The following is a 16,456-nucleotide window of genomic DNA, read 5'->3' as shown; positions in this document are numbered from 1 at the left end:
CGGCTCCTTCAAGCGGGTTCGGTCACGAGGCGCGGCACGGCCGCAACGAGCCGGCGCGCCGCATCGGATCGCGGTGCGGTGACGACATCGGTTGCCGGTCCTTCCTCGACGATGCGGCCGGCATCCATAACGGCGATGCGATGCGAGATCGCCCGCACCACCGCGAGGTCGTGGGATATGAAGAGATAGGCAAGGCCACGCTCGCGCTGCAGCTCGACCAACAATTCAAGGATGCGGCCCCGAACCGTCACATCGAGTGCGGAGACGGCCTCATCCAACACCAGCAGGGCGGGTCGCGTCGCGATGGCGCGGGCGATGGCGACGCGCTGTCGTTGGCCGCCCGACAATGTGCGGACTGGGCGGGAGGCAAAGGCGGTGGGCAGGCCGACGCGCTCCAGCAGGGCGGCGATTTCGGTCGGCCGTTGTTTCCTGTCCGCGATATCGTGAATGCGCAGCGGATCGTCGAGAACCGAGGCGACGGAGGCCAACGGATTGAAGGCGCCGAGGGGATCCTGAAATACCATTTGCATGCGCGCGCGTCTGCGCCGCAGGTCGACGCCGCGAAGTGCGAGCCAATCTTCCCCTTCGAACCGGATGGAGCCGGCATCAGGCTTCAGCAGACGCAGAAGGACGCGCGACAGCGTCGATTTTCCGCTGCCCGAGGCTCCTACCAGGCCCAGGGTTTCGCCGGCCGTGATTGTCAGGGAAACATTGTCGAGAGCCGCAACCTGGCGGCCGGAGCTGTAATAGGCCTTGGACAATGCATCTACGGTCAGAAGCCCATTCATGACACAACCTCGCTAATCAGTGGCTGCGTGGAAAGATCGCGATGGTTGGCGATGAGGGCGGCAGTATAGCTCTCGGCTGGCGATGACAGAACCGACCGGACAGGGCCGGCCTCGACCAGTTCACCTTTGCGGAAGACGGCGACGCGATCGACGAAGCCGGAGGCGAGCGCGATATCATGGGTGATGAAGAGCAGCGTCATGCCTTCCTCACGAACCAGCCCTTCGAGCAGTCTGACGATTTCTGCCTGAACCACGACATCGAGCGCGCTGGTCGCCTCATCGGCGATCAGCAAGGCGGGCTTGGCCGCAATTGCTGCGGCAATCGCCACGCGTTGCCGCAGGCCGCCGGAAAGCTGATGCGGGAAAGCACGCATGGTGCTGGCGGGCTGCGGTATGCGGACGCGATCCAGAAGCTCCTCGGCATGCATATAGGCTTGCCGCCAGTCGAGGCGGAGGTGTCTTCTGGCGACTTCGGCAACCTGTTCGCCGATGGTCAGCACCGGATTGAGGCTGGTGCCGGGGTCCTGAAAGACAAAACCGAAATCACGGCCGGGGAGCGGAGCATGGCCGAGCGCCGGCCACGTTATTTCGCCTTCGATTCTGGCCCGCTCCGGTAAAAGGCCGGCAAGTGTCCGCGCAAGCGTGCTTTTGCCCGAACCGCTTTCGCCAATGATCGCCAGCCTCTCACCCCTGACAATATCGAGGTCGACGGATTTCAGCGCCACCTCCAGTCCATAGCGGACCGACAGGCTTTTCACGCAGCAGAAGGGCGGAGTCATTGGGAGCCTCCCTCATGACCAAGTGCCCTCGTCAGGCCCTCGCTGAAAAGGTGGACGCCGAGCACGGTGATCGCCAGCGCCAGACCGGGGAGAACCGAAAGATAGGCAGCGGAGCGCAATACGCTACGGCCTTCGGCGATCATAGAGCCCCAGGTGGCGAGATTGGGATTACCGAGACCGAGAAAGGAGAGGGCCGCTTCGGTCAGGATCGCGCCGGCGACGATAGTGGCCGACAACGCCAGAACCGGCGGCAATGCGTTCGGCAGGATCTCCTTGAAGGCGATCTCGGCCGGATGCATGCCGATCACCCGCGCGGCCGCCACATAATCTCGCTCGCGGATGGACAGCACTTGTGCTCGCGTCAGCCGCGCCGGATCGGCCCAAGTGCCGAGGGCGATCGCGAAGACGACGACCGGCGTCGACACACCGATGATGCTGACGAAGGCGAGCGCTAGCAAAAAACCTGGGACGATCTGGAAGGCATCGACCACACGCATCAGCGACTCGTCGATCGCGCCGCCGGCAAAGCCGGCAGCCATGCCGACAAAAAGCCCGAGCAGCATGGCGGAAAGGGCTGCGGCGATCCCGACGGCCAGCGAGGTCCGAGCGCCATAGAGCAGGCCGGCGAGTACATCGCGACCCAGCCGGTCCGTGCCGAGCGGCAGGCTCGGATCAGAGAAGGGTGAAAGCAACGCCCTGCCGGCGATCCGCAGCGGATCTCCCGGCGATATCGCCGGTGCCAGCAGGCCGGCAATAAACAGGGCTGCCAGAATGACAAGTCCGATCGTACCTTCCGGAGTCCCTAGGAGACGCTTGAGCAGGGTCATGCGCGGCCCTCCGACGCGCCGATGCGCGGGTCGAGGGCGGCATAGACGAGATCGACGATGAAATTGACGCAGATGACGAGAACGGCGCTGGTGACGATGATGCCCATCAGGAGCGGCGCGTCACGGCCGTTGACGGCCTCCTGGGCCAGCCTGCCGAAGCCCGGAATGGCAAAGACGCTCTCGATGACGACGCTGCCGCCAAGCATGGCGGCGGACTGCAGGCCGAGCATGGTGACGAGCGGCAGCAGCGCATTGCGCGCCACATGGCGAAGCACGATGCGGCTGCGCGACAGGCCCTTTGTCCGGGCAAACAGCACGAAATCGAGCTTCCACGCCTCAGCCATGCCCGAGCGCATGACGCGCAGGAACAGCGCAAGATAGATAAAGGCGAGCGCCCCGACCGGCAGGGCCAGGTGTTCTGCGATATCAAACGCTCGGGAAAGGCCTGTTTTGCCGGAGGCGATGGTCTCGATGCCGGCGATCGGCAGCCAGCGCAGTTTAACCGAAAACAGGATGCTGAGCACCAGTCCCAGCCAGAAGCTCGGAATGGCATAGATGATCAGTGAACCGATCGAGAGAAAACGATCACGCAGGCTGCCCGGCCTCGCGCCGGCAAGGATGCCGAGCACTGTGCCAAGCCCGAAGGACAGCGCCGTCGCACTTCCCATCAAGAGCAGCGTATTCGGCAGCCGCTCGGCGATGAGATCCCGCACCGGCCGGTTGAAGGCCACCGACCAGCCGAGGTCGAGGCGGGCGAGCGACGACAGATAGAGCCAGAGACGGGCGAAGACCGATTGATCGAGCCCATAACTTTCCCGCAGCGACTTGATGAGAGCTGCATCGCCGCCGCCGATAGAGCCGAGATAGGCATCGACGGCATCGCCGGAGGCGGATTCAAGCAGGAAGAAGCTGAAGATCACGACGATCAGCAGCACCGGAATGCTGCTGATGATCCTGTGTCTCAGGAGGAGAAGTGCACGTTTCACGCCGGACGAGGCCCCCGAAGCAATTGCGCCTTCGACCCTATCACGATTGCAGCGCGGTATCGCCCCAGTTCGAGACCACCCAGCGTGGATTATCCGAGACGTTCAGCACTGTGTCGCGAGCAACCGTGATGAAACCCCATTCGGCGACGTTGATCAGCGGTAGTTCGGCTACCACGAGCTGCTGGAACTTGTAATAGAGGTCGGTACGCGCAGCCGCATCAATGGTCCCGGACGCCTGCGCGATGATCTTGTCAAGTTCGGCGCTGACATAGCCGCCCTGGTTGGAGAAAGGCACACCGTCGGGCGTTCCGGACTGAACCAGGATGGTGGTGGAGATGGCCGGATCGCCGCGGAAGACCGGCGGGCCGACGGCAATATCGAAATCATGATCCGTATAGACCGCTTTCTGGTGGGCGGCCGCATCGGCATTGACGATCACAGCGTCGATGCCGACAGCAGCAAGCGCCTGGCGCAGATAGTCGCCGAACTGGCGCGTCTCGTTGAAATAGGGCGCCGGCCGCAGCTTGAGCTGGAAACGATTGCCGTCAGGTCCTCTTGTATAGCCGCCCTGGTCCAGCAGATCGTTTGCCACCTGCACGTCGAAATTATAATTCGCGACGTCGGCCGTGTAGAACTCCTTGGAATTCTTCGGGATGGGGCCGGTCGATTCCGTCGCATAACCGAGGAAGATCGTGTCGACGACGAATTTCTTGTCGATCGCATGGGCGATCGCCTGGCGGACTCTGAGATCGGCGAGTTCCTTGCGGCGATGGTTGATCTCGATGACGAGCTGATAGGTCAGCGCCTCGTAGCCCTTGGAGATGACCTTGATGCCGTCGACCTTGGAGATGCGGTCGAGATCGGCGAGCGGCACGGCCGAGAAGGCAGCAAGGTGGATTTCCTCGGCTTCCAATGCCGCGCCAGCCGATTCACGGTCGGGCAGCACGCGGTAGACGATTTCGTTGAGCTTCGGCTCGCCCTTCTGCCAGTAGTTCTCGTTGCGCGTCAGCCGGTAATATTCGCCGGGTTTATATTCGGCGAACTTGAACGGGCCGGTACCGACAAGCGTGTTGTTGGCAGGATTCTTGGCGATGTCCGTGCCTTCGAAAATATGCTTGGCGACGACGCTGGTGACGGTTGGAAGCGCATTGCGGATGAGCTGGAAGGGCGTCGGCTTCGAAAAGCGGAAGATCGCCGTATGGTCATCGGGCGTATCGACTGTCTGCAGATTGGCGAAGACCAGGCGCCCGAGATTCTGAAGCGGCTTCCAGACGTTGAGTGCGGAGAAGGCGACGTCGGCCGACGTGAACGGCTTGCCGTCGTGCCAGGTGGCGTTTTCACGCAGCTTGAAAGTCACGGAAAGCCCGTCAGGCGAGCCTTCCCAGGAGGTGGCGAGCCGCGGTGCGAGACCATCCGCGCCCTCGTAGGAGGCTTCGGCCAGCGGTTCGATCACCTTGCTTGCAACGAAGAAGACGCCGTTAGAGGCAACAATGGCGGGGTTCAGGTTTTTCGGCTCGGAGTCGGCTGCGACGATCAGGCGCCCGCCGGCCGGCACGTCCTGTGCCAGAGCAATGCGCGAAAATGCGGTCGAGCCGAGCAGCAGCGCGGTACCCTGCAGCAGGCTGCGCCGAGAGATATCTGCAATAGTCATGCCCCGTCCAATCCTTAAAAATTCAATGGGCTATATTCGAGCTGACACCGTAAGTGTGACAGGAATTAAATTCGAACATGATGGCCAGGCGAGATATTTTTTGTCACCCAGCCATTATTTTCAACGGCTGCCCACGGCAAGCCGCGGCGCTTCGGCGCCGAGGTTACGGTAGGCTGCTCCTGGGTGCGGGGCAACCAGTCGCGGTCCGCCGCCGCCGAGCTTTTCACGTAGCGTGCCTTGCCGGTACTCGGTCTTGTAGACCCCGCGTTTTTGAAGTTCGGGCACCAGCAGATCGACAGTGTCTTCAAAGCTCTCCGGCGTGACCGCATAGGCGAGGTTGAAGCCGTCGACATCGGTATCCTCGACCCATTCCTGCATCAGGTCGGCAACCGTTGACGGCGAGCCGACAAAGACCGGCCCGAAGCCACCGACGCCGACCCAGTCGGCCATCTCGCGTACCGTCCACTCCTTGTCCGGATCGATGGTCGTGAAGGTTTCGACGGCCGATTGCACGGCATTCGTATAGCGGTGGCGCAGTACCTCGTCCGGTCCGAATTGGCCAAAGTCGATGCCTGTCCAGCCGGAAATCAGCGTCAGCGCGCCTTCGAAGGAAGTGTACTGGCGGTATTCGTTGAATTTTCGCTGCGCCTCGGCATCCGTTTCGCCGAGCACGACCGTCTGGAGATTGAAAGCGAGAATTTCGCGCGGGTTGCGCCCGAGCCGTTCGGCCGCCTGGCGGACGTTGGCCACGTAGCGCTTCAGGACCGCCTTGGAGGGCGCAGCCACGAAAATGCATTCGGCATGCGCGCCGGCAAAATCCTTGCCGCGGCTGGAGGCGCCGGCCTGATAAAGCACTGGAGTGCGCTGTGGCGAAGGCTCGCTCAGGTGAATGCCGGGAACCGTGAAATATTTTCCGGCATGGTTGATCGGATGGACCTTTTCCGGATGCGTGAAGATGCCTTTTTCCCGGTCGCGGACAACGGCATCGTCCTCCCAGCTTCCTTCCCAGAGCTTATAGCAGATCTCGAGATATTCGTCGGCGAGGTCGTAGCGGTCGTCATGGTTGGTCTGCGCCGGTTGACCGATATTGAGCGCGCCGCTGTTGAGATAGGAGGTGACGATGTTCCAGCCGACGCGGCCCTTGGTCAGATGGTCGAGCGTGGAGATGCGGCGCGCGAATGTATAGGGGTGCTCGAAGGAGAGCGAGGCCGTCAGCCCGAAGCCGAGATGTTCGGTTTCGTAAGCCATGGTCGGGATGAGTTGCAGCGGATCGTTGACCGGCACCTGCGCGGAATGGCGCAGCGCTGCGTCGACATTGCCGTTCAGCACGTCATAGACGCCGAGCACATCGGCGATGAAGAGACCGTCGAACTTGCCGCGCTCCAGCGTCTTTGCCAGATGCACCCAATAGTCCAGATCCTTGTAGGTCCAGGATTTGTCGCGCGGATGCCGCCAAAGGCCCGGCGACTGGTGTCCGACGCAATTCATGTCGAAGGCGTTGAGCCTGATTTCACGGGTCATGTCATATTTCCTGCATCTGTCGGCGGGTGCGGTCAGGCGCCGACGGTTTTCCTGTTGATGAAGCTGAAGGCGAGCACGGCGAAGATGAGCGTGCCGGTGCCGACCTGTTGCCAGTAGAAGTTCAGGCCCGTCAGCAAGAGGCCATTGGCGACGACGCTGAGGAGCAGGACGCCGAGCACGGTGCCGAGGATGTTGGGCCGGCCGAGCGGCGAGAGGGTCGTGCCGATGAAGGTCGCGCCGATCGCGTTCAGCAGGAACGCATTGCCGGAGGAAGGGATGTAGACCGTCACCGTCGCCGTCAGGATCAGGCCGGCAACGGCGGCAATGGTTCCGGCAAGAATGAAGGTCGCCGCGACATGAGCACCAAGCCCGATGCCGGAGTAACGCACCACGCTCGGCTGGATGCCGATCGAAAGCACCACGCGTCCAAACCGCGTCCAAGCAAAGGCAGCTGCCGCACCTGCGATGATGACGGTCGCAATGATGAGAGGTACCGGTACATTCGCGATCGTTCCGTGCCCGAGGAAACGGAAGGCGGGCGGGATGCTCGAGGGCGGCAGATAGACGGGATTGCCGCCATTGGTCAGCAATTGCTGGATACTGCGCCCGATGAACAATGTACCAAGCGTCGCCAGGAAGGGCGCGACGCCGATTGCAGACACCAGAATGGCATTGAAGGCGCCGACAAGCGCGCCCGCGGCGAGACCGGCCACGAAGGCCAATGGCACCGGTTGCCCGATCAGCACCAGGGAGACGAAGGCGAAGCTTGCAAAATCGACTGCCGTACCCACAGAGAGATCGATGCCGCCGGCCGATACGGCAAAGGTCATCGCGATCGAGACGATGGCGAGCAATGTGAAGTTGTTTACCAGAATGCTCTGAAGATTGCCTGGAGTCAGGAAGGTGGGCGCCAGGATCGAGAAGACGGAGAAAACCGCGACGAGCGCCGCGATCAGTCCATATCGCGCGAAGCCAGTGGCCGAGCGTCCGGCAAAAGTCGAAGCGGACATGTCAGATCTCCCGTTTGCGCAGCAGTGTCGTGGCCGACACGACGATCAGGATGAGAAGGCCCTGCACGCCGCTGACGAGCGTGCTCGGCAGGTTCAGCAGTTGGAAGCCGTTGGTCAGGAAGCCGACGAAAAGCGCCGATATCAACGTTCCCGGAACGGTCGGCACCAGGCGACGGGAGAAGACCGAGCCGAGCAGCGCGATGACGACGACAGGCAGCAGCGCTTCCCCCGAACCCGTCGTGCTGCCGCTGAGATAGGAAACTGAAAGAATGCCGGCAAAACCGCCGCAGAGACCGCTGGCAACGAAGGCACTTGACAGCAGGCGCTTGAGCGGCAGGCCAGCAGCGCGTGCAGCGTCCGGAAACTCGCCGACAGCATAGAGCCTCAACCCCACAGGTGTATATTGCACGATTGCCGTCGCGATTGCTGTAAAGCCTATCAGGACATAGGCAAGGATCGGGATACCGAAGCTGTCGGAAGCCGAGATTGCCGTCAGGAAATCGGTGGAAGCGGGAACGACCGTATTCTGCGTGAGAACCAGTTCAAGGCCGGCGACGACGTTCATGACTGCAAGCGTTGCAAGCAGGGGTACGATACCCGTAAGAACGACGGCGGCCGCATTGACCACGCCGATCGCAAGCCCGGTCAGCAAGGTAGCGGTGACCGCCACGGGATCGCCGTAGCCGAGCTGAATCAGCGAGGCGTAAACGGCGGCGCTCAAGCCCATATTCGCCGCCAATGACAGATCGATGCCGCCGGTGACGACATTCGAACCGCCTGCGATCAATACGACCGTCAGGCCGATCGCAAGAACACCTGAAATGGCGGATTGGCCAAGGACATTGCCGATATTGCCGACTGACAGGAAATAGGGAGCCGTCAACGAGAAAACCAAGAGGATCGCGGCAAAGGCGAGCAGGGAACCGAAGCGGAGAACTGCGACGGCGGCTTTGCCTTTTGCCTGCGGTGGGTGATCCGACGAGGCGACGGGGAGGGTGGCAAACTGAATGTCAGCCGACATGGAGTAATCCTTCCGAAGCACCGGTCGAGACCGACAGCACTTCATCCGTTGTGGTCTTTGCGGAATCGAGTTCGCGGATCAGCCGTCCGCGGAAGAACACCAGAATGCGATCGGTGATGCCGACGAGCTCCGGCAGGTCGGAGGATAAAACGATGACGCCGGCGCCGCGCGCGGCAAGCTCGCCGATCAGGGCATAGATCTCGACTTTGGAGCCGATGTCGACGCCAACCGTCGGCTCGTCCAGCAGATAGATTTCCGACTGACGGCTCAGCCATTTGGCGATGGCAACCTTCTGCTGGTTGCCGCCGGAGAGCGTGCGAACCAAAGCATCACGGCCTGCCGTCTTGATCTGCAGCCGCTTGATGAGGTTGGTCGTATCGGAGCGCTCGCGCTTCAGATTGAGAAAACCGAAACGGCTGTAGCGGGCAAGGCTTGGAAGCGTGATGTTTTCGGACAGGCTGAGATCGAGGCCCACGCCATGTCCGCGCCGATCCTCGGGAACGAGCGCAAGCTGGCGGTCGACAGCTTTTGCGGGGCTGCGTGGCCGTGCCGTTTGTCCCCCTATCTCGATTTCGCCGCTGGCGGCCTGTTCCAACCCGAACAGCGTGCGAATGAGGTCCTTTGCGCCCGAGCCGAGAAGGCCGGTAATGCCGAGCACTTCGCCGCGGCGCAAGGTGAAACTGATATCGTCGAAACGGTTCGGCGACGAAAGCGCCCTGACCTTCAGGATGTCTTCGCCGAGCTCCACGCGGCGCTTGGGAAACATCTCGGCAATATCGCGTTCGATCATCAGGCTGGCGATCGCCTTGGCTGACGTTTCGCCGATCGGCAGGGAGGCCACATCCAGGCCATTGCGCAGCACAGTGACGTGATCGCACAGCTCTTCGATCTCATTGAGGTAGTGCGAAATGTAGATGATCGTCACACCTTCAACGCGCAGCCGGCGGATCAGGCGGAAGAGGATTTCGGCCTCGCGTCGGACGAGGGCCGCGGTCGGCTCGTCGAACACCAGCACCTTCGGCTGATGCAGCAGCGCTCGGGTGATCTGGACGATTTGCCTTTCAGCGGTCGACAGCTCGCTGATTAGAGCGTTCTTCGGCAGGTTCACGCCGAAATAATTGGCAAGAAGCTCGGTGGCGCGCTTCTGCATGGCCCGTCGGTCGATGAACGGCGTTCCCGCAAGCCGCGTTTCACGCCCGAGAAACAGCGCTTCGCCGACGGTGAATGTCGGAACCAGCAGCCGGTCCTGATGAATGAAATGGATGCCGAGCTCTTCGCAGAGATGCGGCGTCAGCCGGTCATGGGTTTTGTTTTCAATTTCAATCCGGCCGTCATCCGGTTTATGCAGCCCGGCAAGCAGCTTGATCAGCGTCGACTTGCCGGCGCCGTTTTGCCCGACGAGGCCGTGAACGGTGCCGCGGCGTATGGCGACCGATGCGCCGGCAAGTGCCTGCGCGCCGCCGAAGCGCTTCACGATGCGGTCGAAGCGAATGATGACATCGTCATTTTCGGCCGGTTGCGTCGGGGCGGATACAGTCATGATGCAGCTTTCCGGAAAGGGGCGGACCTTGTGGCGCCAGCAGCAAGGTCCGAGTTGATGTCAACCAATGCCGAGCTTCTTGACGATCTCGGATACGTTTTCCTTGTTGGCGAGCAGCGCCGGCACATAGGTTTCGCGCGGCAGCGTCTGGCCAGCGAGCAGCTTGGCGACATTGCGGACCGCCACGCGGCCGATCTCTGCCGGCTGCTGAGCGGCATCGGCGCCTGCCGGAGAGTTCTTGTCGGCAACGAGCTGGAGAACTTCCGGGCTGCCGTCGACGCCATAGGTGCGGATCTCGTTGCGGCCGGCAGCGGCGATCGCCTGCGTTGCGCCAAGCTGCGGAATGTCCCAGGCCGACCAGACGGCCTTGATCGAGCCCTTGTCCGGATATTTGTTGAGGATTGCGGTGATCTGGGTAAAGGCGTCCTGGACCGTGTTCGGGATGACGTCCCGCAGCTCCGGCTGAATGATCTTCACCTTCGGGAAATACTTGATGACATTGACAAGCTGATCGTAGCGGATCGCGCAGGGCGTGACACCGTAAAAGCCGTTGAAGACGACGATATTGCCCTCGCCGCCGATGTCGGAGACGAGCTGCAGGGCGAGGTCCTTGCCAATGCCCCAGTTGTCCGACGTCGTATTGTTGATCGAATTGGTCGAGCCGACATCGACGGTCAGCACCGGAATGCCGGCATCGCGGGCCTTCTTGAGCCAGGGATCGATAACGCTGAGCGTGCCGAGGATCTGGACGAGCGCATCCGGCTTCTGCGCGACGAGCGTCTGAAGCTGGGCGATCAGCTTGCCGTCGTTACGGCCGGCATCGACTGCGATCGGCTCGCCGCCGAGCCGCTTCACTTCGTCGATCTGGGCATTGTAGACCTGCAGGTCGAAATAGTGGTCCGTGCCGGTGGCGCTGATGGCGATGCGCTTGCCCTTCAGGGAAAGGCCTTCGTCTTCGGCCCTTGCCGCCGGCGCAGTCAGCATGCTTGCGCCCGCAAATGTCGCTCCGGCAACTGCCGCGAGCTTCAAGATTTCGCGGCGTCCGAAGCCGCCTCCAAGTCCTTCATTCATAACGATACCCTCTCAATTTGATATTCTATAAATTATATAGATTTTAAATGTATAAGAGGTACGTTATTCCAAAAGCACGCGATCGCAGGAAATTTTCTGAGGCCAAATCCCGCTGTCAGCGATCGGTGTTGCGGCCGAGGCCGTAGGTCAGCGCCAAGGCTCCGACGAGCACGGCGCCCTTGACGAGATCCTGGGTGTAGTAAGGGGCGTTCAGCATGGTGAGGCCGTTGAGCAGCACGCCGACGAAGACGGCGCCGGCAATCGTGCCGAGCACATTAGGACGGCGCAGATTGAGGACGGCAAAGCCGATCAGCGCGGCTGCGACCGAGTCCATAAGCAGCGACCCGCCGGAGGAAACGTCACCGCGGCCGACGCGGGCGGCAATTACGATGCCGCCAAGCGCTGCTAAGGCCCCCGAAATGACATAGGCGAGTGTCTTCAGTCGCGTCGTGGAAGCGCCGGCAAGCCGCGTTGCCACCTCATTGCCGCCGGTCGCAAAGAGCAGCCGGCCGATGCGGGTGCGCTCGGTCAGCACGAAGAGAACGATCGCGACGACCGCCATCAGCACGACGGAAACGGGCAGAGTGTTAAACAGGCTGTAGCGGCCAATCAGCAGGAAGGCCGGGTCATAGGCGCCGGTCGCCTTGGAGCCGTCGGGCAGAACGAGGCCGGCCGAAATCGAGCGTCCGGCCGTCGGGATGAGCTGCAGGCCCGACAGCAGGAACATCATGGCGAGCGTCGCAAGCAGATCTGGCACACGCAGGCGCACGATGAGGAAGGCGTTGACGAGCCCGATTGCCGCTCCAAAGGCGAGCACCAGCGGCACAGTCGCGAAGGCACTCAGATGCCAGACGATCATCGCGTAGCTTGCGGCCATGACGCTGGAGGCGGCAACCGCACCGATTGAGAGATCAAAGCCGCCGACGGCGAGCGTCACCGTGACACCGGCGCCGAGGATCGCGACAACCGACACGGCCTGCAGGATGCTCATCAGGTTTCCGATATTGATGAAGGCCGGTTCGGCATAGGTGAAGCCGATCACCATCAGCCCGAGCAGGATGAAGACTGCGCCGGCGCGCAGAACGCTGCCGAGCGCCAGGAGGCGATTGGCCGGGTTGCGGCTTTTCGGCCCTGCGACAGCCTTCGGAAGCACTTCGTCGTCGATGGTCGTCATGCGGAAAGTCCCTGTATGGCTGAAGAAGAGGCGACATTTGTGATGACTGGCAGCAGCGTGTGGCGGTCGATGGTCAGGATGCGGTCGGCGATCTCATAGGCCTCTTCGGGATCGGATGTGGCGATCAGGGTTGCGCGGCCGGTGCGGGCGCGGATCGCCTGGATGATATCGTGGCGGGCGCCGACATCGACGCCCTGGAATGGCTCGTCGAGCAGCAGCAACCGGCTGGGCTCCGCCTCCCAGCGGGCGATCACCGTCTTCTGCTGATTGCCGCCTGACAGTGTCCAGACGGAGGTGAGGGGACCGGCGGCCCTGATGCTGAGACGGGAAATAGCCTTCTCGGCCTCGCGGCGTTCGCGGCCGCCGAATAGAAGGCCGTGCGGATACCATTTGGAAAGATGCGGCAGGCTGATGGTGGCGGCGAGCGAATTGCCGGGCCAGGTGGCGGGCATGAGCGAGGAGCGGTGGCGGTCTTCTGCGGCCATTGCCACGCCCGCTGCAATCGCGCCACCAGGTGATTTCGGCCGGTAGGACCTGCCATCGAGCCGCATCTCGCCGCCGGCAAATTCTCTTGCGCCGAAGATTACGGAGAGCAGGCGGCTCTTGCCGGCGCCGAGTACGCCGGTGATGGCGACGACCTCTCCCTCATGCAGGGTCAGATCGAAGGGGGCACTTGTCGGCAGAAGGCGTACGTCGCGCATCTCGAGAACGGCCGGACCAGTCGCCGGTCGCGCGTCCGGCCGCGCCGCTTCCAGCCGGCGACCGATCATCGTTTCAATGGCGCTGGAAAAATCGATGGGGCGGTTGAAGCTGCCGACGACGCGGCCGCCGCGCATGACGAGTGCCCGGTCGGCGATCGCTTCGAGATCGGCAGTCCTGTGGGAGATGTAGAGGATCGCAAGACCTTGTGCACGCAGGCTGAGCAGGATGTCGAAGAGGCGCCGGCTCTCGTCTGCCGAAAGGCTTGCGGTCGGCTCGTCGAGGATCAGCAGGTCAGCCTTGTTGGCAAGCGCCCGAGCGATTGCCACGAGTTGCCGGTCGGCGGCGGTCAGATCGCCGAAATCCCTGTCGAGCGGCAGCGAGAAACCGGCGGCATCGAGCATGGCACGGGCCTGGCGCCGCACGCATGCCCGCGAAACAAAGAAAGGCGTGCCCCGCTCGGCGAAGCGATTCAGCAACAGGGCGTCGGCCACCGTCAGGCCTGCCGCGCCGACAAGATCGGTCGATTGATGCACGGTGACGACGCCGGCCTTCCCAGCTTCGGACGGGGTCCTCGGAGAGAAGAGCCGGTCGTTCAGGCTGATCGTGCCGCCATCGGCTGCGAGCACACCTGACAATATCTTCACCAGCGTCGATTTGCCCGCGCCATTTGCGCCCATAAGCGCAACGATCTCGCCGCGCTCAATCGAGAAATGGGCGCCCGCAAGGGCGCGCGTCGACCCGAAACTGCGAGTGATGTTTTCGACATGAAGGAGTGGCATCGGGCAAGTCCAGGTCTGCTTTCAAGCTGCAATATTCGCCTGCAAGGTGCCCGAACCTCCAGGCACGCTTTGTCACTGGTGTATGATGTCGAGAACAAAGAATCTCCGGAAGCCGCGAAAATCGGATCATTAAATCTACTAAAAACATAGTTTATATCTAATAATTTTATGCGTCGCAGGAGAACTGCCTACCTGTCAGACGACGCTCACGATCGACCAGAAGGACCGCGACGATGAAATCCCTCGCACGGCTTGCGCTCTCTGCTGCCGCAATCTCTTTGCTCTTTGCCCAGCCTTCCCTTGCGGGTGGCGTGAGCGGCGCTCCTGCGCCCTTCGACAAGGGCGGCGTCAAGGTAGCGCTGATCAGCTATATCTCGGCTGGCGACTTTTTCCAGGCCTATCAGGCCGGCGCGGAAGCCCAGGCCAAGGCCCTCGACATTGACCTGCGCGTCTTCCCCGGGCGGCAGGATGCCGCCGAACAGCGCGAGCAGATCTTGCAGGCGATCAATCTCGGTGTTGCCGGCATCGTCGTCGACCATGGCCTGCCGGAATCGCTCGGCGATGTCGTCCAGCAGGCGCTGGACAAGGGCATCAAGGTCGTCGCCTTCGACGTCAACCTCAACAATCCCAAAGTGCCGCAGGTGGAGCAAAGCGACCACGAACTCGCCGAGCGTGCGCTGGAGCAGGCGGTGAAGGATAACGGCAAGAGCTTCAATGCCGGTTATGTCTATGTCGCAGGATTCGCGCCGCTCGACCGCCGCAACGAGGTTTGGGAGAAGTTCAAATCGGAGAATTCCGGCGTGATCGAGAAGGCCCGCTTCGGCAATGTCAGCGATACGACGGCGACCTCAACGGCCGATCAGGCGAAGGCCGCGCTGACCGCCAATCCTGACATCAGCGTCGTCTTCGCGCCTTATGACGAGTTTGCCCGCGGCGTGAAGCTTGCTGCCAACGATCTCGGTATTGCGAGCAAGCTGAAGATCTATTCGGCCGACGTCTCGACCGCCGACATTCAGGAGATCACCGAAGAAGGCAGCCCCTGGGTTGCGACGGTTGCGACCAACCCGGCCGTCGTCGGCGCGGTTTCCGTGCGCGCGGCGGCTCTCCAGATCGCCGGACAGGAGATCCCTCATCAGATCACGGTCAAGCCAACGCTGCTGACGCAGGAAAGCCTGCGTGCGGCCGGCGTCAAGACGATCGAGGAATTGGCGCAGAAAATCCCGGCCTTCAGCACAAGCGATGCGGCAACCGCGAGCTGGATTCCGGACAAGCTTTTCTAGGCTGCCTGCCTCGATCTTCCGGCGGGGGTTGTGCGGCCCCCGCCGGCCCCATTTCTGAAAACCGGAGTTTTAACCCATGAGCCAGTCCAATGTCGTCTTTGCGACCAACCGCAGCACGACGCGAGAAGACCTCTTTGCCCGTGCCGAGGAAATCTCGGCCGATCTTTCCAGACGGGCAGCTGAGCTCGACCGTGACGGTCGTCCACCGCTGGCCGAAATCGTCAAGCTGAAGAATGCGGGCCTGCTGAATGCCCTGCATGACCAACAGATTGGTGGCGGCGGGTTGGACTGGGTCGATGGCCTGCGGCTGGTGCGCATCCTGGCGCGCGGTGAAAGCTCCATCGGCCAGCTTCTCGGCTATCACTACGTCAACAGCCAATTCATTTACTGGGCACTCGATGAAGCCCGCGCCCATGCATTCGGCTCTGAAACCGTTGCGAAAAACCTCTATTGGGGTGCCGCCGTCAATCCGCGTGATCCAGGCCTTGTTCTCACCCGCCGCGGCAACGGCTATGTGCTGAACGGACGGAAGTCCTTCTCCACCGCCGCCCACGTGTCCGACTATATCAATGCCAATGCGGCGCTGGGCGACAAGATCGTCGGCTTCGCTGTACCCACCAATCGGTCGGGCTACCAGGCAAACGACGACTGGGACAATTTCGGTCAACGTCTTTCGGATAGCGGCAGCGTCGAGTTCCACGATTTCCCCGTCTATGAGGAGGATTTCGTTGGCGTCCCGGCCGCGCCCGACGCAGCACCGCCCGTCCTCTCGACCTTCAACACACCGCTTATCCAACTCGTTTTCGTCAACTTCTATCTCGGCAGCGCCGAAGGCGCACTTCAGGCTGCGATCGATTATGTGCGCACGACGACGCGTCCATGGGTTACGTCAGGCGTCGAGCGCGCTGCCGACGATCCTTATATTCTCGAACGGGTCGGCGAGTTCACGGCTACGCTGAAGGCCTCTGCGGCGCTGGCCGACGCGGCAGCAGCGGCAGTCCAGGCCGGGCTTGCAAAGGGTCATGCCGTCACGGTACGCGAGCGTGGCGAGGCGGCTGCGGAAGCCTATGCCGCCAAGGTGCACGCCACCCATGTCTCGCTCGACATCACGTCACGTGTCTTCGAACTGACCGGTGCGCGGTCGACGGCGGAGAAATATCGCTTCGACCGTTTCTGGCGCAACGTGCGCACCCACACGCTGCACGATCCGGTTTTCTACAAGGCCAAGGAAGTCGGCGAGTTCGTGCTGAACGACAGGATTCCCGACGTCAGCCTCTACAGTTGAGATCAGGTAGATTTACTCGAAAAGAAACCCCATTTCGGTCAT

14 protein-coding genes are annotated in these 16,456 nt (G+C 62.0%); 2 read left to right on the top strand and 12 right to left on the bottom strand.

The features are described from left to right. Positions 1-8: 8 nt before the first annotated feature. The 12 genes from FHT82_RS17460 to FHT82_RS17405 all read right to left on the bottom strand — a co-directional run bounded on the left by FHT82_RS17460 (position 9) and on the right by FHT82_RS17405 (position 13,849). A complete protein-coding gene (locus FHT82_RS17460) occupies positions 9-788 on the bottom strand; it encodes a dipeptide/oligopeptide/nickel ABC transporter ATP-binding protein (RefSeq protein ID WP_183733383.1) in 780 nt (259 codons plus the stop codon). Next, entirely contained in the window at positions 785-1,567 is a 783-nt protein-coding gene (locus FHT82_RS17455) for an ABC transporter ATP-binding protein (RefSeq protein WP_183733380.1), read from the bottom strand. Before FHT82_RS17455 ends, FHT82_RS17460 begins: the two co-directional genes overlap by 4 nt. Then, complete coding sequence (locus FHT82_RS17450) at positions 1,564-2,394, bottom strand: ABC transporter permease (protein WP_183733377.1); 831 nt, start codon at positions 2,392-2,394, stop codon at positions 1,564-1,566. Before FHT82_RS17450 ends, FHT82_RS17455 begins: the two co-directional genes overlap by 4 nt. Continuing rightward, complete coding sequence (locus FHT82_RS17445) at positions 2,391-3,380, bottom strand: ABC transporter permease (protein WP_183733374.1); 990 nt, start codon at positions 3,378-3,380, stop codon at positions 2,391-2,393. Before FHT82_RS17445 ends, FHT82_RS17450 begins: the two co-directional genes overlap by 4 nt. 40 nt (positions 3,381-3,420) lie before the next feature. Continuing rightward, on the bottom strand, positions 3,421-5,031 hold the full coding sequence (locus FHT82_RS17440; protein ID WP_183733371.1) for an ABC transporter substrate-binding protein: 1,611 nt from the start codon (positions 5,029-5,031) through the stop codon (positions 3,421-3,423). Positions 5,032-5,151: 120 nt separating this feature from the next. Beyond that, positions 5,152-6,552, bottom strand: coding sequence for an LLM class flavin-dependent oxidoreductase (locus FHT82_RS17435; protein ID WP_183733368.1), 1,401 nt, complete (start codon positions 6,550-6,552; stop codon positions 5,152-5,154). Positions 6,553-6,584: 32 nt separating this feature from the next. Then, positions 6,585-7,562 carry an ABC transporter permease gene (locus FHT82_RS17430; protein ID WP_183733365.1) on the bottom strand — a complete coding sequence of 326 codons (978 nt, stop codon included), beginning with the start codon at positions 7,560-7,562 and terminating at the stop codon, positions 6,585-6,587. Between the two features lies 1 nt (position 7,563). Further along, positions 7,564-8,583 carry an ABC transporter permease gene (locus tag FHT82_RS17425; RefSeq protein ID WP_183733363.1) on the bottom strand — a complete coding sequence of 340 codons (1,020 nt, stop codon included), beginning with the start codon at positions 8,581-8,583 and terminating at the stop codon, positions 7,564-7,566. Continuing rightward, the gene (locus FHT82_RS17420; protein WP_183733360.1) at positions 8,573-10,123 is read right to left on the bottom strand and encodes a sugar ABC transporter ATP-binding protein; all 1,551 of its coding nucleotides are present in this window, start codon (positions 10,121-10,123) and stop codon (positions 8,573-8,575) included. The genes FHT82_RS17425 and FHT82_RS17420 overlap by 11 nt, the downstream gene beginning before the upstream one ends. A gap of 60 nt (positions 10,124-10,183) precedes the next feature. Continuing rightward, on the bottom strand, positions 10,184-11,194 hold the full coding sequence (locus tag FHT82_RS17415; RefSeq protein ID WP_183733357.1) for a sugar ABC transporter substrate-binding protein: 1,011 nt from the start codon (positions 11,192-11,194) through the stop codon (positions 10,184-10,186). Positions 11,195-11,309: 115 nt separating this feature from the next. Continuing rightward, positions 11,310-12,368: an ABC transporter permease gene (locus tag FHT82_RS17410; RefSeq protein WP_183733354.1), complete on the bottom strand. Its 1,059-nt coding sequence runs from the start codon at positions 12,366-12,368 to the stop codon at positions 11,310-11,312. Next, positions 12,365-13,849, bottom strand: a complete 1,485-nt coding sequence (locus tag FHT82_RS17405) for a sugar ABC transporter ATP-binding protein (RefSeq protein ID WP_183733351.1) — start codon at positions 13,847-13,849, stop codon at positions 12,365-12,367. The genes FHT82_RS17410 and FHT82_RS17405 overlap by 4 nt, the downstream gene beginning before the upstream one ends. 233 nt (positions 13,850-14,082) lie before the next feature. Between FHT82_RS17405 and FHT82_RS17400 the strand changes: the two genes are divergently transcribed. Next, on the top strand, positions 14,083-15,129 hold the full coding sequence (locus tag FHT82_RS17400; protein WP_183733348.1) for a substrate-binding domain-containing protein: 1,047 nt from the start codon (positions 14,083-14,085) through the stop codon (positions 15,127-15,129). 76 nt (positions 15,130-15,205) lie between these two features. After that, entirely contained in the window at positions 15,206-16,414 is a 1,209-nt protein-coding gene (locus tag FHT82_RS17395; protein ID WP_183733345.1) for an acyl-CoA dehydrogenase family protein, read from the top strand. Positions 16,415-16,456: the final 42 nt, after the last annotated feature.

The organism is Rhizobium sp. BK275 (genome assembly GCF_014193555.1).
Classification (GTDB): Bacteria; Pseudomonadota; Alphaproteobacteria; order Rhizobiales; family Rhizobiaceae; genus Rhizobium.
This window is presented reverse-complemented; position numbering and strand designations above follow the sequence as displayed.

Coding starts and splice junctions, on each gene's coding strand:
- FHT82_RS17460 (WP_183733383.1), bottom strand. CDS start 788: ATGAATGGGCTTCTGACCGTAGATGCATTGTCCAAGGCCTATTACAGC.
- FHT82_RS17455 (WP_183733380.1), bottom strand. CDS start 1,567: ATGACTCCGCCCTTCTGCTGCGTGAAAAGCCTGTCGGTCCGCTATGGA.
- FHT82_RS17450 (WP_183733377.1), bottom strand. CDS start 2,394: ATGACCCTGCTCAAGCGTCTCCTAGGGACTCCGGAAGGTACGATCGGA.
- FHT82_RS17440 (WP_183733371.1), bottom strand. CDS start 5,031: ATGACTATTGCAGATATCTCTCGGCGCAGCCTGCTGCAGGGTACCGCG.
- FHT82_RS17435 (WP_183733368.1), bottom strand. CDS start 6,552: ATGACCCGTGAAATCAGGCTCAACGCCTTCGACATGAATTGCGTCGGA.
- FHT82_RS17430 (WP_183733365.1), bottom strand. CDS start 7,562: ATGTCCGCTTCGACTTTTGCCGGACGCTCGGCCACTGGCTTCGCGCGA.
- FHT82_RS17425 (WP_183733363.1), bottom strand. CDS start 8,583: ATGTCGGCTGACATTCAGTTTGCCACCCTCCCCGTCGCCTCGTCGGAT.
- FHT82_RS17420 (WP_183733360.1), bottom strand. CDS start 10,123: ATGACTGTATCCGCCCCGACGCAACCGGCCGAAAATGACGATGTCATC.
- FHT82_RS17415 (WP_183733357.1), bottom strand. CDS start 11,194: ATGAATGAAGGACTTGGAGGCGGCTTCGGACGCCGCGAAATCTTGAAG.
- FHT82_RS17410 (WP_183733354.1), bottom strand. CDS start 12,368: ATGACGACCATCGACGACGAAGTGCTTCCGAAGGCTGTCGCAGGGCCG.
- FHT82_RS17405 (WP_183733351.1), bottom strand. CDS start 13,849: ATGCCACTCCTTCATGTCGAAAACATCACTCGCAGTTTCGGGTCGACG.
- FHT82_RS17400 (WP_183733348.1), top strand. CDS start 14,083: ATGAAATCCCTCGCACGGCTTGCGCTCTCTGCTGCCGCAATCTCTTTG.
- FHT82_RS17395 (WP_183733345.1), top strand. CDS start 15,206: ATGAGCCAGTCCAATGTCGTCTTTGCGACCAACCGCAGCACGACGCGA.